Source organism: Allobosea sp. 01N443, from assembly GCF_056399325.1.
In genome coordinates, this window is sequence record NZ_JBFTRC010000103.1 from 1 (window position 1) to 20,130 (window position 20,130).

The 20,130-nt window shown below is 66.3% G+C and carries 20 protein-coding genes and 1 pseudogene; 8 read left to right on the forward strand and 13 right to left on the reverse strand.

Features of this window, described 5'->3' with window-relative positions; all coding sequences use genetic code 11:
* From AC1DRP_RS22450 to AC1DRP_RS22465, 4 genes are all read right to left on the reverse strand, one after another.
* On the reverse strand, positions 1 to 241 hold a 241-nt coding region (locus AC1DRP_RS22450; protein WP_476769594.1), incomplete at its 3' end, for a tripartite tricarboxylate transporter permease.
* Between the two features lie 10 nt (positions 242 to 251).
* Positions 252 to 749, reverse strand: a complete 498-nt coding sequence (locus AC1DRP_RS22455; RefSeq protein WP_441504829.1) for a tripartite tricarboxylate transporter TctB family protein — start codon at positions 747 to 749, stop codon at positions 252 to 254.
* Positions 750 to 913: 164 nt separating this feature from the next.
* Positions 914 to 1,897 carry a Bug family tripartite tricarboxylate transporter substrate binding protein gene (locus tag AC1DRP_RS22460; protein ID WP_476769595.1) on the reverse strand — a complete coding sequence of 328 codons (984 nt, stop codon included), beginning with the start codon at positions 1,895 to 1,897 and terminating at the stop codon, positions 914 to 916.
* A 164-nt stretch (positions 1,898 to 2,061) separates the two neighbouring features.
* Positions 2,062 to 2,799 (reverse strand): GntR family transcriptional regulator, encoded by a 738-nt coding sequence (locus tag AC1DRP_RS22465; RefSeq protein WP_441504827.1) that lies wholly within the window; start codon positions 2,797 to 2,799, stop codon positions 2,062 to 2,064.
* A 159-nt stretch (positions 2,800 to 2,958) separates the two neighbouring features.
* Here AC1DRP_RS22465 and AC1DRP_RS22470 point away from each other — a divergent pair, with 159 nt between their 5' ends.
* The 3 genes from AC1DRP_RS22470 (at position 2,959) to AC1DRP_RS22480 (ending at position 5,905) form a co-directional block, all read left to right on the forward strand.
* A complete protein-coding gene (locus tag AC1DRP_RS22470) occupies positions 2,959 to 4,158 on the forward strand; it encodes a pyridoxal-phosphate-dependent aminotransferase family protein (protein ID WP_441504826.1) in 1,200 nt (399 codons plus the stop codon).
* A gap of 160 nt (positions 4,159 to 4,318) precedes the next feature.
* Entirely contained in the window at positions 4,319 to 5,110 is a 792-nt protein-coding gene (locus AC1DRP_RS22475) for an enoyl-CoA hydratase/isomerase family protein (RefSeq protein WP_441504825.1), read from the forward strand.
* A gap of 114 nt (positions 5,111 to 5,224) precedes the next feature.
* Positions 5,225 to 5,905: a transglutaminase-like domain-containing protein gene (locus AC1DRP_RS22480; protein ID WP_476769596.1), complete on the forward strand. Its 681-nt coding sequence runs from the start codon at positions 5,225 to 5,227 to the stop codon at positions 5,903 to 5,905.
* 38 nt (positions 5,906 to 5,943) lie between these two features.
* On the opposite strand, the gene AC1DRP_RS22485 is transcribed toward AC1DRP_RS22480, so the two are convergent.
* The 5 genes from AC1DRP_RS22485 to AC1DRP_RS22505 form a co-directional block, all read right to left on the reverse strand.
* On the reverse strand, positions 5,944 to 6,681 hold the full coding sequence (locus AC1DRP_RS22485; RefSeq protein WP_476769597.1) for a 2OG-Fe(II) oxygenase: 738 nt from the start codon (positions 6,679 to 6,681) through the stop codon (positions 5,944 to 5,946).
* 127 nt (positions 6,682 to 6,808) lie between these two features.
* The gene (locus AC1DRP_RS22490) at positions 6,809 to 8,080 is read right to left on the reverse strand and encodes an acyl-CoA dehydrogenase family protein (protein ID WP_441504822.1); all 1,272 of its coding nucleotides are present in this window, start codon (positions 8,078 to 8,080) and stop codon (positions 6,809 to 6,811) included.
* A 12-nt stretch (positions 8,081 to 8,092) separates the two neighbouring features.
* Positions 8,093 to 9,133 (reverse strand): phosphotransferase family protein, encoded by a 1,041-nt coding sequence (locus tag AC1DRP_RS22495; RefSeq protein ID WP_441488790.1) that lies wholly within the window; start codon positions 9,131 to 9,133, stop codon positions 8,093 to 8,095.
* 31 nt (positions 9,134 to 9,164) lie between these two features.
* Entirely contained in the window at positions 9,165 to 10,406 is a 1,242-nt protein-coding gene (locus AC1DRP_RS22500) for an MFS transporter (RefSeq protein ID WP_476769598.1), read from the reverse strand.
* Positions 10,407 to 10,417: 11 nt separating this feature from the next.
* A complete protein-coding gene (locus tag AC1DRP_RS22505; RefSeq protein ID WP_476769599.1) occupies positions 10,418 to 11,821 on the reverse strand; it encodes an amidase in 1,404 nt (467 codons plus the stop codon).
* A 169-nt stretch (positions 11,822 to 11,990) separates the two neighbouring features.
* Here AC1DRP_RS22505 and gcvA point away from each other — a divergent pair, with 169 nt between their 5' ends.
* Positions 11,991 to 12,893 carry a transcriptional regulator GcvA gene (gene gcvA, locus AC1DRP_RS22510; protein ID WP_441504819.1) on the forward strand — a complete coding sequence of 301 codons (903 nt, stop codon included), beginning with the start codon at positions 11,991 to 11,993 and terminating at the stop codon, positions 12,891 to 12,893.
* Positions 12,894 to 12,917: 24 nt separating this feature from the next.
* Here gcvA and AC1DRP_RS22515 read toward each other — a convergent pair whose 3' ends face one another.
* Entirely contained in the window at positions 12,918 to 13,829 is a 912-nt protein-coding gene (locus tag AC1DRP_RS22515) for a DMT family transporter (protein ID WP_476769600.1), read from the reverse strand.
* Positions 13,830 to 13,915: 86 nt separating this feature from the next.
* Between AC1DRP_RS22515 and ftrA the strand changes: the two genes are divergently transcribed.
* Positions 13,916 to 14,896, forward strand: a complete 981-nt coding sequence (gene ftrA, locus AC1DRP_RS22520) for a transcriptional regulator FtrA (RefSeq protein ID WP_441488785.1) — start codon at positions 13,916 to 13,918, stop codon at positions 14,894 to 14,896.
* A gap of 77 nt (positions 14,897 to 14,973) precedes the next feature.
* Here the strand turns inward: ftrA and AC1DRP_RS22525 are convergent, their stop codons facing one another.
* Positions 14,974 to 16,212: an aspartate kinase gene (locus AC1DRP_RS22525; protein WP_476769601.1), complete on the reverse strand. Its 1,239-nt coding sequence runs from the start codon at positions 16,210 to 16,212 to the stop codon at positions 14,974 to 14,976.
* A 148-nt stretch (positions 16,213 to 16,360) separates the two neighbouring features.
* On the opposite strand from AC1DRP_RS22525, the gene ubiG reads away from it, so the two are divergent.
* Positions 16,361 to 17,116, forward strand: a complete 756-nt coding sequence (gene ubiG / locus AC1DRP_RS22530; protein WP_476769602.1) for a bifunctional 2-polyprenyl-6-hydroxyphenol methylase/3-demethylubiquinol 3-O-methyltransferase UbiG — start codon at positions 16,361 to 16,363, stop codon at positions 17,114 to 17,116.
* A gap of 12 nt (positions 17,117 to 17,128) precedes the next feature.
* Here the strand turns inward: ubiG and AC1DRP_RS22535 are convergent, their stop codons facing one another.
* Positions 17,129 to 17,500, reverse strand: coding sequence for a DUF4180 domain-containing protein (locus tag AC1DRP_RS22535; protein ID WP_441488782.1), 372 nt, complete (start codon positions 17,498 to 17,500; stop codon positions 17,129 to 17,131).
* A gap of 42 nt (positions 17,501 to 17,542) precedes the next feature.
* A complete protein-coding gene (locus AC1DRP_RS22540) occupies positions 17,543 to 17,851 on the reverse strand; it encodes a hypothetical protein (RefSeq protein WP_441504815.1) in 309 nt (102 codons plus the stop codon).
* A gap of 381 nt (positions 17,852 to 18,232) precedes the next feature.
* Here AC1DRP_RS22540 and ccrA point away from each other — a divergent pair, with 381 nt between their 5' ends.
* On the forward strand, positions 18,233 to 19,507 hold the full coding sequence (gene ccrA, locus AC1DRP_RS22545; RefSeq protein WP_441504814.1) for a crotonyl-CoA carboxylase/reductase: 1,275 nt from the start codon (positions 18,233 to 18,235) through the stop codon (positions 19,505 to 19,507).
* A gap of 232 nt (positions 19,508 to 19,739) precedes the next feature.
* Positions 19,740 to 20,130, forward strand: a pseudogene (locus AC1DRP_RS22550) (acetamidase/formamidase family protein); the annotation flags it as partial.

Genomic DNA, 20,130 nt, shown 5'->3' on the forward strand with positions numbered 1-20,130 from the left:
GGATCGAAGTGATCGCGCCGCCGAACAACGCCCCCCAGTAGATCGAGGAAAGCAGGATGATCGCCGAGGTCGGGTCCATGCCGAAGGTCAGCGGCAGCAGGATCGCGACCCCGTTCGGACCGCCGAGGCCCGGCAGCACGCCGACAATGATGCCGAGCACCACGCCGATCACCATGAAACCGACATTGTGCCAGGAGAGCGCGACCTGGAAGCCGGCGATCAGCGAGGAGAGGTCTTCCATCAGCGCAACCTCAATAGCCGAGCATGGCTTCGAGCGGACCCTTGGGCAGGGGCACGCGGAACTGCTGTTCGAAGATCCAGAAACAGACGATCGGCACGAGGACGGCCGTCAGCACGATGCTCCACCAGCGCGAGGTCGCGACGACGGCCATGAAGACGAGGATGAAGACGCTCGCGGCGACATAGAGCCCGAGCGGCTGGATCAGCGCGACGAAGAGAACGAGCGGGCCGAGCACGCGCGAGACCTGCCCGAGCTGCTCGAAGGTGACGAAGACGCTGTTCTCTGTGCGAAAGGACTGCACCAGGATGAACAGCGAGGCGGCCAGGAACAGCCAGCCGACGCGGGCGGGGAAGAAGCCGTTCTGCGGGCCATTGTCCCAGCCGGCCCCGCGGCCATAGGAATCCCAGAGCACGACGAAGGCGAGGCCGATCAGGATCGCGGCCGTGCCAAGTTCGACGGGGCGGCGCGAGAGGCCGCGCGGCGCTTCGCCTTCAGGATGAGCGGACATCGACATCTCCGGACGTCGGCAGAGGGTTGAGGCCCGCCGTGACGGCGGGCCGGTCGGGCTCAGGCATCGGCCCGAAAAGTGGGCGCGGTTTTCGGAAAAGCCGATGCAAACGTAGAAGGCTGCATGATCGGATCGGATATGTTTCCGGTCCGATCATGCAAGGGCTACTTCGCCGTGAAGCCGGCTTCGCCCATCAGCTTGGCGTGCTTCTCCTCATCGGCCTTGAGGAAGGTCACGAACGCCTCGCCGTCGCGATAGTCCGGAACCAGCGCGCTGCGGGCGAGGTAGTCCTTCCATTCCGGCGTCTCGGAGACCTTCTTGAACAGGTTCACGTAGAAAGCCTGCTGCTCCTTGGTGACCTTGCCGGGCATGAACATGCCTCGCAGCATCTGATAGGTGACGTTCAGTCCCTGCGAGGCGCAGGTCGGGATATCGGCCCAGGATTTTCCGTCGGCGACCGGCGTCGAGTAGGTCATCTTCTGTTCGGAGAAGACGCAGATCGGCCGTGTCGCCCCGCCGCGCCAGTTGGCGACGTCCTCGGCCGGGTTGTTCGTGCTGGCGTCGATGTGATTGCCGGAAAGCTGGGTCGAGGCCTGGCCCCCGCTGGTGTGCGGGATATAGGCGAACTTGACGCCGCCGGCCTTCTCCATGCCGAAGACGATCAGGTTGTCCTCGCGCTTCGACGAGGTGCCGCCGATCTTGAGCGGGGGCGAGGCGGCCTTGGCCGCTGTCATGAAGTCGCCGGCGGTCTGGTAGGGCGCCTTGGCGTTGACCCAGAGCACGAAGGAATCCTGCGCCATCATCGCGATCGGCGTGTATTCGGTCCAGTTCAGCGGCAGCTTGGTCGCCATCGGCGTCATGAAGATGCCGCTCGACGTGRTGATCAGCTTGTGCGGGTCGCCCGCCGCCTTCTGGATGTCGAGCATGCCCTCGGCGCCGCCGGCGGCCGGCTTGTTGACGACGATGATCGGCTGCGAGGTCAGGTTATTCTTCTGGATGATGCCCTGCATCGTCCGCGCCATCTGGTCGGAGGCGCCGCCGGCCGAAAAAGGCACGACGATTTCGATGGCCTTGGTCGGCTCCCAGGCGAGGGCGGGGGTCGTAACTGCTACGAGCGCCGCGCCAGCGGCAAGCCAATGCTGCTTCATCTCTTCCAACCTCCCTGCAACGCGCTCTGTCGGCGCCGTGGCGAGAGCCTAGAATCAAAAAATTTTGCATTCAATCTGAAAAATGATGATGGCCGAATTGACGACGACACTGCCCGGCCGCCGTCCCGTATCAATGCCGGGGAGGTCTCAGGCTGGGGTTGGACTCAGGCAAGGCTGTTCTCGTCGTCCGCCTGCGCGGCGCTCTGATGCTGCGCGGCTTTTCGCTTGTTGCGCAGATGCAGGAACATGATGTCGCTGAGCTCGCTGCCGGCGCGTCGGCGCAGGGCATCGAGGATCGCCTCGTGCTCGCGCATCGCCTCGCCCCAGCGGTCGCGCTCCTTGTCGAGATTGGCGGAATAGCGTACGCGCCGGATGCGGCCGGCAATGCTGTTATAGGTCGCGCTGAGCGTCGCATTGCCGGCGGCCGCGACGATCATGCGGTGGATGTCCTGGTTGCACTGGAAATAGCCGTGCATGTCGCGCCGCAGGTAGAAACGGTACATCTCGTGATGAGATTGCTCGATTTCGGCGATTTCTTCGTCGCTGATGCGTTCGCAGGCCAGCCGCCCCGCCAGGGCTTCGAGCCCGCCCATCACGTCGAACAATTCGCGCAGATCATCGGCGCTCAGGGCGCGCACGCGTGCGCCGCGATTGGGCAGGAGGTCGATCAGCCCTTCCGCGGCCAGGACCTTGAGCGCCTCGCGCAGCGGCGTGCGCGAGATGCCGAACCGGTCGCAGAGCAGGCGCTCGGGCACGCGTGCGCCATCGGCGAGATTGCCCTCGACGATATAGTCGCGCAGCGCGGCCAGGAGTTCGCCGTGCAGCGATGTCTGGCCGGTGCCGTCCTCGCGTCGCAGCGACGGGCTTTCGGTCGTCTCAGTGTCGAGCGCGATAGTCGTCATGCTGGTTTGCTACGCGAGTGGGCGGCCCCGTGTCGAGATCGGCCAGCATAATATTGCACGCGCGAGCGGTGTTGCCAAAGACAAAAATGAATGCAAAACATCGGCGATCACGAGCGGCGAGCCGGAAGCGCCGCCACGTCCGAATAGGGAGTTATCGCCATGGCATCGCAGCAGGGTCGCCATTTCCTCCAGATTCCCGGCCCGAGCCCGGTCCCTGACCGGGTCCTGCGGGCCATGGACATGCCGGTGATCGATCACCGCAGCGCCGAGTTCGCGAAGCTCGGGCGCGAGGTGCTCTACGGTGCCAAGTCGGTCTTCAAGACCAGCCAGCCGGTGGTGATCTATCCGTCCTCCGGGACCGGTGCCTGGGAAGCGGCGATCGTCAATACGCTCTCTCCGGGCGACACCGTGCTGATGGCCGAGACCGGCCATTTCGCCACCCTCTGGCGCCAGATCGCCGGCCGCTTCGGCATCGAGGTCGATTTCATTCCGGGCGACTGGCGTCGCGGCGCCGACCCGGCCGCGATCGAGGCAAAGCTGGCCGAGGACCGCGGCCGCAAGATCAAGGCGGTGATGGTCGTCCATAACGAGACCTCGACCGGCTCGACCAGCCGGATCGCCGAGATCCGTAAGGCGATCGACAAGGCCGGCCACCCGGCGCTCTTCATGGTCGACACCATCTCCTCGCTCGCCTCGGTCGACTACCGGCACGACGAATGGCAGGTCGACGTCACGGTTTCCGGCTCGCAGAAAGGCCTGATGCTGCCGCCGGGCCTCAGCTTCAACGCGATCTCGGAAAAGGCGATGGCCGCCTCCCGGGCGAACACAATGCCGCGCTCCTATTGGGACTGGCAGGAGATGGTCAAGATCAACGCCAACGGCTTTTTCCCCTACACGCCGGCGACGAACCTGCTCTATGGCCTGCGCGAAGCAGTCAGGATGCTGCATGAGGAGGGGCTGGACGCGGTCTTCGCCCGCCATGAGCGCCTTGCCGCGGCGACGCGGGCCGCGGTGAAGGCCTGGGGCCTCGACATCCTCTGCGAGAACCCCGCGGAATATTCGCCGGTGCTGACCGCCGTGCTGATGCCGCCGAGCCACGACGCCGACCATTACCGCAAGGTGGCGCTCGAGAAGTTCAACATCTCGCTCGGCTCCGGCCTCGGCAAGGTGGCCGGCAAGGTCTTCCGGATCGGCCATCTCGGCGAATGCAACGAACTGACCCTGCTTGGCGCGCTGTCCGGCGTGGAGATGGGGCTGGCGGCAGCCGGCGTGCCGCATCGCAGCGGCGGCGTGCAGGCCGCAATGGCCGCGCTCGAAAGCCGCGAGGAAGCCAATACACCGAAGGTTGCGGTCGCCTGACGAGGGGAGAAGTCCCGGGGGCCCTCTGAACCGAGAGAGCTCCCGGGGCTTCGCGCTCGCCTTGCGAGCATTTCTGCGCGTCCGTGGCGCAGGATTCGGAGTGCCGCAGGCCGAAATGCCCATGGTAGAACCGGGGCAATCGCAGCTCCGGAATCCGCCGATGACCGATCCCTCCAGTTCCATTCTGTTGACCGTCGAGGCCGGTGTCGCAGTGCTGACGCTGAATCGTCCCGACGTGCTGAACGCCTTTGATGCGGCCATGGCGGAAACTTTCCTGGCCCGAATCGAGGAGATCGCGGCGCGCCGGGATGTCCGCGCCATCCTGCTGAAGGGCGCGGGCAGGGGCTTCTGCGCCGGTGGCGACGTCTCGCAATTCACCGCTGGTGGCGACCCCGAGACCGCGATCGAGGCGATCATCACGCCGCTGCATGCCGGGCTGAAAAGGCTCGATGAATTGCCGCAGCCTTCGATCGCCTGCCTGCATGGCGCGGTGGCCGGAGCCGGATTCAGCCTGGCGCTTGCCTGCGATCTGGCGATCGCCGCGGAGAATGCGAAATTCACGCTGGCCTATGCCCGGATCGGTGCGACGCCGGACGGGTCCGGGACCTATCATCTGCCGCGCATCGTCGGCATGAAGAAGGCAAAGGAGCTGGCGCTGCTCGCCGAGACGATCGATGCGGGCGAGGCGTTGCGGCTCGGCCTGATCAATCGCACCGTGCCGGCCGAGTGTCTCGATGCCGAAGCCATGGCGCTGGCGCGCAAACTGGCTGCCGGGCCGACCCAGGCCTATGGCCGCATCAAGGCGCTGCTCGGCGCTTCGCTGAGCAACACGTTGAGCGCCCAGCTCGACGCCGAGCGCGACGCCTTCCACGCCTCGACCCGGACCGCGGATTTCAGCGAGGGTGTCTCGGCTTTCCTGGAGAAGCGGCCAACCCGGTTCACGGGCCAGTAGATCACCGGGGCCGGATATCGGGTCCGGTCCGACGATCTCGCCCTTTTAGTATTTGCATCGGCTTTGTCCGAAGGCCGCAAACCACTTTCCCGCCGATGCTTGAGAGGATTGGCAATGCAGGATTCCCACCACGTTCTCTTCACGAGCCCCGCTGAGTTCGTCGACAGCGACCATCCGATGGTGATCGCCGAGGCGCGCCTGCTGACTTCGGGCCTCAGCGACCCTGCCGGGCAGGCCGGCATCCTCTATCAGGCGGTGCGCGACGGCATCCGCTATGACCCCTATGGCGACTATCTCAACCCCGAGACCTATCGCGCCAGCTCCGTGCTGGCGGCCGGCATCGGCTACTGCGTCGGCAAGGCTGCGCTCTATGCAGCCTATTGCCGGGCCATCGGCATTCCCGCTCGCATCGGGCTCGCCGACGTCAAGAACCATCTCGCCACGCCGCGCCTGCTGGAGGCCGTCGGCACCAATGTCTTCGCCTATCACGGCTATACCGAGGTTTTCCTCGACGGGCGCTGGCTGAAGGCTTCTCCGACCTTCAACGCGCGCCTCTGCGACAGGCTCGGCGTTGCGACGCTCGGCTTCGACGGCAAGAGCGATGCGCTGCTGCAGAGCTTCGATGGGCAGGGCCGCAGTTTTATGGACTATGTCGCCCAGCACGGCAGCTTCTTCGATGTGCCGGTGAAGTTCCTGATCCGCGAGATGTCGCGGCTCTATCCGAAGCTTTGCGTTCCCGGTGGATTGCGCGGCAGCAGCATGGAGCAGGAGGCGCGGCCCTCGGCGCCGGGCTGAACGCGAAACGCGCTGTCCCCTGGGCGAGTGCGTAAGACTCAGCGCGCGTCGTGAAAGATCAGCCCGGTGGTGTAGCGCTCGCCCGAGCGCACCCGGCTGACGCCGTGGCGGAGATTGACGCGGTAGGTGCCGCGGGAGCCCCGCATCGGCCTGTGCTGCACGGCGAAGATAGCGGCCTCTCCCTGTGCCAGCGGCACGACCTCGGGCCGTGATTGCATGCGCGGACGCTGCTCGACCAGGGTGAACTCCCCGCCGGTGAAATCGACGCCTGGCTGCGAGAGCAGGATGACCATCTGGAACGGGAAGAACAGGTCGCCGTAAAGGTCCTGATGCAGGCAGTTATAGTCGCCGGCGCCGTATTTCAGCAGCAGCGGGGTCGGCCGGGTCTGTCCGGCCTCGTGGCACAGGGTCAGGAAGGCGCCGAGCGCGTCGGGATAACGCTGCGCGATCCCGAGCGTCTCGTTCCAGCGGTTCGCCACGGGGGCGAGGCGCTCGTAGATGGCCGGCCGCAGGGCCGCCAGCATCTCCGGCAGCGGATGGGCGAAGTACTGGTACTCGCCACTGCCAAAGCCGTGCCGCGCCATGACGATGCGGCTGCGGAAACGGCTCTCGTCGGCATAGAGCGCAGCCAGCGCGCGGCATTCCGCCGGGCTGAGCAAAGGCCCGGTCAGGCCGACGCCATGGGAGTCGAGTTCGGCCTCGATCCGGCGCCAGTGCAGCGCGTCGACGCGCGCCGCGAGGGATGGAGGTTCGGGCAATTTTGCCGMGGCTGGCATGGCGGGGGCCTTCTTCGACTGGCATGTGCGTGTCGAGGAAGGCTCCCATGCCTCGGGCACCGGCTTCCACCCGGTTTCTGCGCGGCCTGCTGGATATCCGGACCACGTCCCGGTCCGGGCCGGTGCCTTAACCCGCGGGCTTGAGATAGGGCATCTTTACGCCCTGCTCGGCCATCGTGCTGCGATTGCTCGCCTGCCGCTTCTTGATCTCGGCACGGGCGACCGTGCGCAGATGCACCTCGTCCGGCCCGTCGATGAAGCGCAGCGCCCGGCCCCAGCTATAGATGAAGGCGAGCGGCGTATCATTGGAGAGACCGGCGGCGCCAAAGACCTGAATGGCCCGGTCGGCGATCTTGGTCTGGAGCCGCGTCGCCACGACCTTGATCGCGGAGACCTCGGTGCGCGCGGCCTTGTTGCCGTGCTTGTCCATCATCCAGGCGGCGCGCAGGCAGAGCAACCGCGCCTGGTCGATTTCCATGCGCCCTTCGGCAATCCAGTCCTGGACATTGGCATAGTCTGAGAGATGCCGGCCAAAGGCCTTCCGCTGCTGCGCGCGCTCGACCATCAGTTCGAGCGCGACCTCGCATTGGCCGATCGTGCGCATGCAGTGGTGGATGCGGCCGGGCCCGAGCCGCGCCTGAGCCAGCGCAAAGCCCGCGCCTTCCTCCCCGAGCATGTTGGCGGCCGGCACGCGGACAGTGTCGAAATCCGTTTCGGTATGGCCTTCCGGCGAATGGTGGTTGAGCAGCGGCAGGTTGCGCATCACGCTCACGCCCGGCGTATCCATCGGCACGATCACCATGGAATGGCGCTTGTGCGGGTCGGCCTCCGGGCGCGTGTCCGAGAGGCCCATGACGATGCAGAACTTGACGTTTGGATGCAGGGCGCCGGTGGTCCACCATTTCCGGCCGTTGATGACATAGTCATCGCCGTCGCGGGTGATCGTGGTCTGCAGATTGGTCGGATCGGAGGAGGCGACGCCGGGCTCGGTGATGCCGACGCAGGAGCGGATCTCGCCCTTCATCAGCGGCACGAGAAAGCGTTCGCGCTGCGCCGGCGTCGCGAACATGTGCAGGATTTCCATGTTGCCGGTGTCCGGGGCGTTGCAGTTGAACACCTCCGATGACCAGAAGATCCGGCCCATGATCTCCGCCAGGGGGGCGTATTCGAGATTGCTCAGCCGTGTGCCGGGCTCGTCGGGCTTCAGCGCCGGCAGGAATAGGTTCCACAGGCCCTCGGATTTCGCCTTCTCCTTCAGCCCGTCGATCAGTGCCAGCGGATAGCGCCCGGCCTCGACCTCATGTTTCCATATGGCGTCGGCCGGCTGCACATGGGCATCCATGAAGGCCTGCAGCCGTGAGCGGAGCTCTTCGACCCTGGCGGAATAGGCGAAATCCATGGTGATCCCCGTTCAACTCTGGTCGATGATGGTTGCGGCCTGCCGCGCGAAGCTCTCCGCCATCCCGCCGACCGCGACCGCATTCTCCGCCGCGGCATTGCCGGCCCTGGCGCGCGCCGCGATGCCGTCGAGAATGACGGCGAAGCGGAAGAGCGAGAAGGCGAGATGGAAGCGTCCCGGCCCGTCCTTGCGCCCGGCCGCTGCGCAATAGCGGGAGAGGTATTCGGCTTGCGTCGGGATGCCGAGCGCCTCGCGGTCGAGGCCCATGATGCCCTGATACATGGCGGGGCCGGAATGCCAGGGCAGGCAGGAAAAGGCGGCGTCCGAGAGCGGATGACCGAGCGTCGAGAGCTCCCAGTCGAGCACGGCGACGACGCGCGGCTCGACCGGGTGAAACATCAGATTGCCCAGCCGGAAATCGCCGTGGACGATGGTCGTCTCCGCGCTTTCATCGAGATGGGCGGTCAGCCAATCGATCAGCCGATCGATCTCGGGGATCTCGCGGGTCCTGGTCTCGCGCCATTGCCGGCCCCAGCGCGCGAGCTGTCGGGCATAATAGTTTCCCGGCTTGCCGTAATCGGCGAGCCCAGCCGCCTGCCAGTCGAAGCGATGCAGCGCTGCCAGGGTCTCGGCCATGGCGAAATACATCTGCCGACGCTCGGCCGGCACCACGCCCGGCAGCGCCGCGTCATGGAAGACACGGCCGTCGAGCCGCTCCATCAGATAGAAGGGCGTGCCGACGATATCGTCTTCCGCGTGGAACAGCAGCACCGGCGGCACCGGCACCTGCGAACCCGCGAGCGCCTTGAGGATGCGGTATTCGCGGTCGACCGCATGGGCCGAGGGCAGCAGCGGGCCCGGCGGCTTCTTGCGCATGACCAGCCGCGTGCCGGCTTCGGGAAAGGAGAGGAAGAAGGTCGGGTTCGACTGCCCGCCGCTGATGCGCTCCAGCGCCATCGCGCCGGCCGCCCGCCCGGGCAGGGCGGAGCGCAGGAAGGCTTCGAGCCGGGCAGGATCGAATTCGGGGGCGGCGGAGGCGGGGCCGGCGGACATGCCGGCATCATCGGGGCGGCAGGAGGCGAGGTCAACGCGGCAGGGAGCGTGGGGGGCTTGCGGAGCGTGCCACGATGAGAGCCGCGAGGAGGTTGGCGCAGGCGCAGGCGAGGATCGCGATCGCATAGCTCTGGTTCAGATCGAAGATGAGCCCGGCGGCCGTCGGTCCGATCAGGGTTCCAAACGCGACGCTCGTATAGAGAATGCCGATGATCCCGCTGACATTGCGCCCGCCGAAATTGTCCATGACGACCGCCGGCAGCACGGCGACCCAGCCGCCATAGAAGACGCCATAGAGCAGGGCGAAGACGGCCAGCATCGCGAATCCGCTCGAGAGCCACCAGATGCCCAGAGCGCCGGCCATGCCCAGGAACATGACGAGGAGGGCGCGGTGGCGGCCGATCCGGTCCGCCAGATTCCCGAGGCAGAAGCGGCCGGCCGTGCTGCCGACACCGATCAGCGCGAGCAGCAGGACGGCCCGACCCTGCGGGACGCCGCGATCTAGCGCGTAGGGCACGAGGTGGACGAAGGGGACGAAGGCCCCGAACGAGCCGATCAGGCAGGCTGCGTAGAGCCTGATGAAGGGGCGCGACCACACCGCCTCGCGAATCGACATGCCGGTCGCCTGTGCCGTGATGCCGCCTGGGGGCAGGGCGTCCCCGTCCGGCAGCAGCCCGCGTTGGCGCGGATCGCTTTCGATCAGGAGCRCCATCGCTGCACCAATGATCGCCGCGAGCCCGCCAAGCGTGAAATAGGCGTTCCGCCAGCCGATCTGCTCGATCAGGAGCGAGGCGAGCGGCGGCATCACGAGCGTGCCGACACCGATGCCGCTGACCGCGAGACCCGATGCGAAGCCGCGGCGCTTGACGAACCAGCGCTGCACCGCGCCCAGCGCTGGAACATAGGAGCAGCCGATGCCGAGCCCGACGCCAAGGCCATAGGCCAGGTAGATCTCGGTCAGGCTCCGCGCCGCTCCCGCCGCGGCCATGCCAAGCCCGGTGAGGAGCATGCCGAGGAAGACAAGCCTACGGGCTCCCCAGCGGTCCGCAAGCGGGCCGCTGATCAGTCCGAAGCCGAAATAGAGAAAGCCGGCGAGGGAGAAGACCAGGGAAACCGAAGCGCGGGAGGCGGAAAAATCCGCCTGCAGGGATTCGACGAAGGCGCTGAAGGTATAGGCGCTGCCGAAACCGACGAAGGTGACCGCAAACGCCGCCGCGACCACAAGCCAGCCATGGAAGATCGGGGAGGCGGGACGCGCCGGATTGGTGCTCATCGCAAGGCTCCTCAAAGGGTTGGGTGCTGGCGGTGCCATGTGGTCTCTGCCTGGAAGGCTGTGCCGGCACGGATCAGCATGTCCTCGCCCAGTTGCGCTGCAACGAGCTGGAGCCCGATAGGCATTCCCTCGCAGAAGCCGCCGGGCAATGTGAGCGTCGGGTTGCCGGTCATGTTGAAGGGGCAGGTATAGCGCTGCAGGTCGGCGATCAGCCCGGGCTGCTCTCCCAATGTACTGATCGTCGCGAGCGTCAGCGGCGCGAAAGGCTGAACCGGGGTCAGCAGCAGATCGATTGTGCCGAACAGGGCGGCGATGCGTCCACGAAAGGCCATGCGTCGCAGCAGGAGGCGCTGATAGTCGAGGCCCGACAGCGCGCGGCCCGTCTCGATGACCGAGGCGAGAACCGGGCCGTATTCGTCCTTGCACGCGGGATAGGTCGCTTCATGAGCGATGGCGGCTTCCACTGCGCAGTTCGGTGCCCAATCGGCGACGATCTGCTTCACATCCGGAAAGCGGACCTCGATGATCTCGGCTCCGAGCGCGCGATAGGTTGCGATGGCCTCGTTCAGAGCCATTTGCGTCGTCGCATCGACCCCTTCGCTGTTCCAGGCTGGATCGATGCCGATCCGTACGCCGCCGACGCCTTGCCAGGTCGCTGCGCGATAGTCGGGAACCGGCGCGCCGAGCGCGGTCGGATCCGCGGGATCGGCACCGGCGATGACGTGCAGGATCGCGGCGACATCCCTGGCATCGCGCGCCATCGGCCCGACATGGTCCAGCGTTGCGGCCAGCTCGAATACGCCGTGACGGCTGACGCGGCCCCAGCTCGGTTTCAGCCCAGTCAGGCCGGTCGCGGCGCAGGGCCAGCGGATCGACCCTCCGGTATCTGAGCCGAGCGAGCCGTAGCACAGGCCGGCCGCCGTCGCCGCAGCCGAGCCGCTCGACGAGATTCCGGTCCAGTACGCGGCATTCCAGGGGTTACGGGGCGGCGTCACCATGGGGTGGTGGTCGGAATAGGCCCCTTCCGTCATCTGCAGCTTGCCCAGCACCACGGCTCCCGCTTCCCGCAGGCGGCGCACAACCGTCGCATCCTCCCGCGGCCTGTGCTGCTTGTGGATCAGCATCCCACCGGCCGTCGGAAAGCCTCGCGTCCAGAACAGGTCCTTCACGGCAATCGGCACGCCATGCAGCGRTCCGCGATAGCGCGCGGCCGCGATCTCTGCCTCCGCGGCCTCTGCCTCGGCCAGCGCGGTATCGGCCATCACGCCGGCAAAGCTGTGAAGCTCCGTGTCCAGGCGTTCGATGCGCTCGAGCTGCGACCGCGTCACTGCCACGGGCGAGATGTCGCGCGTCTGGATGCGCGCCGCGAGCTCCGACAATGAGAGGTAATGCGTCGCGTCGGGGAGGCTAGGCATGCATGGCTCCGGCTCGAATGGATAAATCAATGATTGAGTTTTTCTCTTGCTGATCACTTCAAGGGAGCGGGCGATCCGCTGCAATGAAGTGATCAGTTGTAGCTAGTTTGACGAATGACCGGGCTGGGGGCAAACTAGCAATCCTGCAAAAACAAGTTAGAAAAACTAAATGAAACCCGATCGGCTGCCACCGCTGAATGCTCTGCGCGCCTTCGAGGCCACGGCTCGGCATCTCTCCGTGAAGGAGGCCGCCGATGAGCTCTGCGTGACGCCGGGCGCGGTCAGCCAGATGCTCAAGGCCCTGGAGCTTCATTTCGGCACGCAGCTCTTCCGGAGGATCAATCGCGGCATGGCCCTCACGCCCGCCGGGCAGAGCCTGATGCCGCCGGTGCGCAACGCCTTCCGGCAGATCGCCGAGGCATCAAGGCGCATTGTCGCCGATCCCGGCACGGGCCCGCTGACGATCAGCACGACGCCATTCTTCGCGAGCGCCTGGCTGGTGCCACGCCTCAAGCAGTTCCACGACGCCCATCCCGATATCGATCTGCGGGTCGTGACCGGTACTGCTCTGGTCGATTTCGTCCGCGACGGGGTCGATGTCGCGGTCCGGCATGGCTTCGGCCATTATCCGGGATTGCGCAGCGAGCTTCTGGTTGCGGTCGAGGTCGTTCCCGTCGCGGCTCCGGCCCTGCTCGCATCCCTTGGCAGGCCGAAGGATGCGGCTGGCCTGGCGCGCTGGCCGCAGGTCCATGACAGCGAGCGCAAGGCCTGGCAGCGCTGGTTCCAGGCGCAGGGCATCGAGGAATTCAGTGCGCCGCGCGGGCCGTCCTTCGACGATTCAGGCCTGATGCTGAAAGCGGTGCTTTCCGGTCAGGGCGCAGGATTGCTGCCGGCGGCGATGATCGAAACCGACATCGCGGAGGGGCGGCTCGTCCAGCTCGCGAATGTCGCGCTGCTCGAGGATTTCGCCTATTTTCTCGTCTTCCCCGATACAGGCCGGGTGCGGCCCAGGGTTGCCGCGTTCTGCGCCTGGATGCGGGAGGTCGCCGCCGCCTATAGGCAGGCGGCGTAGCTGGGCTGGTAGCTGATCGCCGCCTCAGGCCGTCCTCCGTTCCCTGCCCTGTGCCAGCAAGCCTCCCGCGATGATCAGGCCGCCGCCGAGGAGCGAGACGGGGGAAGGCAGGGTCGTGAATAGGAGGGTGTCGATCAGCATCGCCCAGAGCAGGCCGGAGAATTGCCAGGGTGCGAGTCCGGAGGCTTCGCCGCGCCGGAGCGCGCCAGCGATACAGGCGAGGGCAGCCGTCTGGATCACCGTGAAGAGCAGAACGAGGGCGAAGGCCTCCGCGCTGACCTGATGCCAGAACCAGAGCATCGTTGCCGCGAGCAGCGCGAAACCGACAACCGCGACCTGCATGGCGGTATCGAGGCTGTTCGCGACATCGCGCAGCCGGCGCACCAGGATCTGATACAGCGCGTAGCTGGCGGCCGCGCCAATCGAGGCGAGGATACCTGGCCAGGCTCCGCCTTCGCTCGGCCTGACGATCAGCAGCATGCCGGCAAAGCCGCTCGCAGCACCGAGCCAACGTCCGAGCGAGACGCGCTCGCCGAGCAAGAGCCCGCCCAGTGCAGTGAGCAAAAGCGGCGCCGTGAATCCAAGCGCCGAGGCTGCCGTGACCGGCATGAGGCTATAGGCGACGATCGCCAGCACGTTCGAGGCGACCAGCGCGGCAGCCGCGGCGCGCTGTTCCCATGCGCGCGGCGGGTGCAGCAACCGCGCCCGCGTGACGCCGCTCCTTGGCCAGGCCAGCAGGACGAGGCTTCCCGCCAGGACCAGAAGACAGCGCAGGAAGGTCACCTGCAGCGCGCTCAATCCGTAGGAGGAGACCAGGGTCTTCGACAGGGAGTAGCCCAGGACATAGAGCAGGCTGGAGGACAGCACGAGGCCGACCGCCAGCAACATCGTTCGGCTGCTCCGCTTGTCCCTGACCATCTCGACTCGCATCACCATGCCCGGCACCTCGCGATCACGGGCCGGACCATGCGCGCCCAAAGCGGTGCTGGTAAGTGGCGAGATAGACGACTATCGTAAAAATCATGCCAAAGCGCATAAAGGCATCTCCGCAGGCCCCGCACCGCGTCGTCGCGGTTGCCTATGACCGGCTCTGCACCTTCGAATACGGCATTGTCGCCGAGGTGTTCGGCTCGCGCCGGCCCGGGCTGCCGGAAAACTGGTACGAATTCCGCACCGCCGCCGGCGAGGCCGGGCGTTTGCGCGCCCATGGCAGCCTTGCGGTCGAGGCTGATGGCGGGCTCGACCTGCTGCAGGGGGCGGGCACCATCATCGTTCCCGGCTGGCGCGGCCTGGCCGAGCCGGTGCCGGAGCCGCTGGCGGGCGCGCTTCGCGCGGCGCATCGCGGCGGCAGCCGCGTCGTCTCGATCTGCGGCGGAGCCTATGTGCTGGCGGCTGCCGACCTGTTGGCCGGGCGCAGGGCGACGACCCATTGGCAGTACGGTGCTGATTTTGCGAAGCGCTACCCCGCGGTGCGCCTCGAGCCCGATGTGCTCTATGTCGACGAGGGCGACATCCTGACCTCGGCCGGCAGCGCGGCCGGCATCGACCTTTGCCTGCATATCGTCCGCCGCGACCATGGGCCCGAGGCTGCGAACCTGGTGGCGCGCAGCATGGTCGTGCCGCCGCATCGCAGCGGCGGCCAGGCACAGTTCGTCCGTCGCCCGCTACCGCCGCAGACCGGGTCGCGCCTGTCGCCATTGCTCGACTGGATGCGTTCGTCGCTGGCCGAGGACCTGACCTTGCAGCGGCTCAGCGACCGGGCCGGCATGAGCCAGCGCACGTTCTTCCGGCGTTTCACAGAGGCCACTGGCAGCGCGCCGGGCGAGTGGATCCTCAACGAGCGTGTCGCCCATGCCTGCGATCTGCTGGAGACGACCACGCTCGGGGTCGACGAGGTCGCCTATCGCGCCGGGCTCGGTTCCGCGGCGGCGTTGCGCCACCATTTCCGGCAGCGTCTGCGCACCACGCCAACCGCCCATCGGCTGCAGTTCTCGCGCGGCTAGGCGGCTTCGGCCGCGTGTTGCATCAGCTGGGCTCCAAACCGCGCGCTGTGCTGCGCGCGGTCGTGACGCGCTGAGGATCAGGCCGCATCCAGCCCATAGAGCGAGTGCAGCGTCCGCACGGCGAGCTCGGTATAGGCGGCGTCGATCAGCACCGAGAACTTGATCTCGGAGGTCGTGATCGCGCGGATGTTGATGCCCTTCTCGGCGAGCGCGTGGAAGGCGCGGGCCGCTACACCGGCATGGCTGCGCATGCCGACGCCGATGGCCGAGATCTTCACCACGTCGGTGGCGCCCTGCAGGCTCTGGTAGGCGATGCTGTCGTGGCGGCTCTCGAGCAGCGTCTTGGCGCGCTCGTAATCGGCGGTCGGGACGGTGAAGGTGATGTCGGTGGTCGCCTGGTCGTCCGAGACGACCTGGATGATCATGTCGACATTGATGTTCGCATCAGCGAGCGGACCGAAGATGGCCGCGGCCACGCCCGGCTTGTCGGCGACACGCCGGAGCGTGATCTGGGCTTCGTCGCGCGAAAACGCGATGCCGGTGACGATCTGCTGTTCCACGATGTCGTCCTCGTCGCAGATGAGGGTGCCTGGATTGGGATTGTCGGGGTCGTCGAAGGAGGAGCGCACATAGGTCGGTACGCGCTGGACCATGGCGATCTCGACCGAGCGCACTTGCAGCACCTTCGAGCCGAGCGAGGCCATTTCCAGCATCTCCTCGAAGGAGACCTTGTCCATGCGCCGGGCCTTCGGCACGACGCGCGGGTCGGTGGTATAGACGCCGTCGACATCGGTGTAGATGTCGCAGCGATCGGCCTTGAGGCCGGCGGCAAGCGCGACCGCGCTGGTGTCGGAGCCGCCGCGCCCGAGCGTAACGATGCGTTTCGTCGTTGCGTGCATGCCCTGGAAGCCGGAGCAGACCGCGATCTCGCGATTGCGGTCGAAGCCGGCGAGGATGCCGGCGCCGTCGACGCCCTCGATGCGGGCGGAGCCATGGGCGTCCGAGCCGAAGAGCGGGATCTGCCAGCCCTGCCAGGAGCGCGCCGGCWGGCCCATGGACTGGAGCACGATTGCCATCAGGCCGGAGGTGACCTGCTCGCCGGATGCGACCACGGCGTCATATTCCGCGTGATCGTAAAGCGGTGCCGCTTCCTTGCACCAGGCCACGAGTTCGTTGGTCTTGCCCGACATGGCGGAGACGACGACTGCGACCTGGTTGCCGGCGTCGAACTCGCGTTTGACGTGGCGGGCGGCATTCTTGATACGCTCGACAGTGGCGACGGAGGTCCCGCCGAATTTCATCACCAGACGGGCCATAGCGGTCCAAGGGCTCTCTAGAAACGCCCGGCGACGTGCCGGGACGAAAGGTCCCCCTCGCGCCGGGCGAAGGGCGGGTGTAGATGACGGGCAGCACCGCAAGTGTCAATGCGGTCCGCGCCCGATTGGCACAAAGGGGGAATTACGCATGGCATCCGCAGCGTCTCAAACCGGCTCGACGATCGATGCTGCCGAGGTTGCGCGCTTCGATGCCATGGCCAGGACCTGGTGGGACCCGAAGGGTCCCATGGCCGTGCTGCACAAGTTCAATCCGGTGCGGCTCGGTTTCGTAAAGGATCTCGCCTGCGAACGCTTCGGGCGCGATCCGAAATCGCTGCGATCGCTGGAGGGGCTGGCGCTGGTCGATATCGGCTGCGGCGGCGGCGTGCTGTCGGAGCCCCTGGCGCGGCTCGGCGCCGAGGTCACGGGGCTCGATCCGGCTCCGACCAATATCGCGGTCGCCCGAGCCCATGCCGAACGCAGCGGGCTTGCGATCGACTATCGCGAGACGACGATCGAGAGCCTCGTCGCCGAGGGGCGGCGCTTCGACATCGTGCTCGCCATGGAGGTGGTCGAGCATGTCGCGGATGTCGAGGCCTTCGTCGGCGCCTGCTGCGCGGCGGTGAAGCCCGGCGGCCTCTTGGTGATGGCGACGCTCAACCGCACGCTGAAATCCTATGCGCTGGCGATCGTCGGTGCCGAATATGTCCTGCGCTGGCTGCCCCGCGGCACGCATGACTGGGAGAAATTCGTCACGCCGGCGGAACTCGAGGCTGCAATCGCGCGCAATGGGCTGGAGCTCGGCGAAAGCACCGGGGTGGCCTACAACCCCTTCACCGATCGCTGGTCGGCGTCGCGCGACATGGATGTGAACTATATGCTCGCAGCGGCGCGGCCGGTCTAGCGGCCGGTCCCGTCAGCGCTCGGCTGGGGCCAGTCGCTCTTCCAGGGCGTTCAGGTCGTCCAGGAACCACAGGGCCTGGCCCTGGTTTGCCTCGCGAACGAAATCGCGTAGCGCCTTGCTCTCGGCGCTCCAGCGCGAGAGGTCGCCGATGATCGCGAGCTGCATCCGGTAATTGACGAATTTCTGGGCGACTTCGCCGGCGAGACGCGTGCTGAGCTTGAAGAAATCGTCGCTCAGGCGCGCGACCGGGATCACGACCAAATCTGCATCTTCGGCCCAGGCCGAACCCAGGAAATCGCCGATGTCGCGCTCGCTGGCGAGCAACGGGCCGTCTTCGGCGCATAGCAGCACGCGCCTGCCGCGAATCTCGAGGGAACTGTCCATGCCGGCGATTGTCTTGACCATGCGGCAGGAAAGCAAGCGACCTCAGATCACCCGCTTGGCGACCCCGCCCGCCACGAGCGCCAGAATCCCGGCTGTGGTGGCGGCAATGGCGGTGGCCATTTGCCGGTTCGCAATGATCACATAGCCGAGCCTTCGCCACAGGATCGCGCCGACAATGGCGCCGCCGACGAGGACGATGGCATTGGGAATGATGCCGAAGCCGTGCTCCCCAAGGATGCCGTCGGCAATCCAGCCCAGCAGCAGCGCGCAGCCGGCAGCGAAGCCAAGGAAGACCAGGAATTCCGGCAGTGGAAGGTCAGGAAGGCCGAGCAGTAGCAGCAATAGACGCATGGTCGATCGCTCCAAAGTATTTGCGGGCTGAAATTAGCACGGCTGGGCCGCTGGTCATGCAGGCTCGTGCTGGTGAGGTTAAAAAACGTCTGCAGATCGTTTCAAAATTCACAGCGAAGGACATGAGGCAAGGGGAGCTGATCTTCGGCTGCAGCGTATCGGCCGCCGCCCGACGAGCCCTGGGCGGAGATGCGCAATCTTCTCAGGCACGATCTTCGCGTTCCATCGGAACATAAGCCGGGATTCGGACTTGTTTTTTGCAGTGCGACATAATTCCTTAGGAGGATAGCGCAGCGCAGCATCGAGCCGCATGATCACCTCAACTCCGTCGGCCGCCCTTTCGCGGCGCAAGGCGGCGAGGAAGACCAAGGGGAGAGAGCCATGTCCAAGCCGCAGCCTGTTCCGCACCGCCCGCTGAAGGATCTCTACGAACTGAACGAGCTGCCGCCGCTCGGGCATGTCCCCGCCACCATGTATGCCTGGACCATCCGGCGCGAGCGCCATGGCCCGCCGCAGGAGAGCTTCCAGGTCGAGGTCGTGCCGACCTGGGCGATCGGCGAGGAGGAGGTGCTGCTGCTCGTGATGGCTGGCGGCGTCAACTATAACGGCATCTGGGCCGGGCTCGGCCAGCCGATTTCGCCCTTCGACGTCCACAAGGGATCGCTTCATATCGCCGGCTCCGATGCGTCCGGCATCGTCTGGGCCGTTGGTTCCAAGGTGAAGCGCTGGAAGGTCGGCGACGAAGTCATCGTCCATTGCAACCAGGACGATGGCGACGACGAGGAGTGCAATGGCGGCGACCCGATGTTCTCGTCCTCCCAGCGCATCTGGGGCTACGAGACGCCGGACGGCTCCTTCGCCCAGTTCTGCCGGGTGCAGTCACGCCAGCTGATGCAGAAGCCGAAGCACCTCTCCTGGGAAGAGTCGGCTTGCTACACGCTGACCCTGGCGACCGCCTACCGCATGCTCTTCGGGCACGCCCCGCATACGATCAAGCCGGGCGACAACGTGCTCATCTGGGGGGCGTCGGGCGGGCTCGGCGTCTTCGGTGTGCAGCTGTGTGCGGCTTCGGGCGCCAACGCGATCGGCGTGATTTCGGACGAGAGCAAGCGCGACTACGTGCTCGGCCTCGGCGCCAAAGGCGTGATCAATCGCAAGGAGTTCAATTGCTGGGGCCAGATGCCCAAGGTCAATTCGCCCGAATATACCGAATGGACCAAGGAGGCTCGCAAGTTCGGCAAGGCGATCTGGGACATCACCGGCAAGAAGGATGTCGATATCGTCTTCGAACATCCCGGCGAGGCGACCTTCCCGGTCTCCTGCCTCGTCGCCAAGCGCGGCGGGATGGTCGTCTTCTGCGCCGGCACCTCGGGCTTCAACATCACCTTCGACGCCCGTTATGTCTGGATGCGGCAGAAGCGCGTGCAGGGCTCGCATTTCGCCCATCTCAAGCAGGCGAGCGCCGCCAACCAGTTCGTGCTCGACCGGCGCGTCGACCCCTGCATGTCCGAGGTCTTTCCCTGGGAGAAGATCCCGCTCGCCCACCACAAGATGTGGAAGAACGAGCATGCTCCCGGCAACATGGCCGTGCTGGTCTATGCCCCGCGCACCGGCCTGCGGAATTTTGACGATGTCGCGGAGGCGCTTGGCGGCTGAGCCGCGCGCGGCCGGCGAAGGCTCTGTCAGGACCGCCTCACCAGCCTGATCCGCGGGAAGCGCCCCGTCCAGGCCGGGATGCGTCGCGCGCATGTCCCCGGCCGGCTAGCGCGCCAACAAATGTTTCGACTACGGTGACGCAAGGCCAGATCCACAACGGATTCGGCCGGGACGCTTCGCGACGGCTGACCCTTGCTCCCTGAAGCGCCCGCAAGACTGGCAGGTGAGATTTATGGCGCTTCATCGTTTCGTCCCGCATTCCTATTCCAATGTCATGGCCACGCTGCCCCCGGTCCTCACGGTCGCCAGCGGCGACACGATCGTGACGACGACACTCGATGCCGCCGGCATCGACCATGAGGGCGTGYAGYGGGCCCCGCGCGGCAACCCGATGACCGGTCCGTTCGCCGTTGCGGGAGCAGAGCCGGGCGATGCGCTGATCGTGGCGRTCGACAGGATGACGCCGAACCGCAAGACCGGCTGGACCTATTCGCCACTCTCGCAACAGGTGGTCGATCCGCGCACGGTGGCCGAGCTGCCGAAGAGCGAGCGCTTCGAATGGGCCATCGACGCCGAGAAGGGCATAGTCAGGCTGATCGGCGCCTCGGAGCGCATCTCGGGCT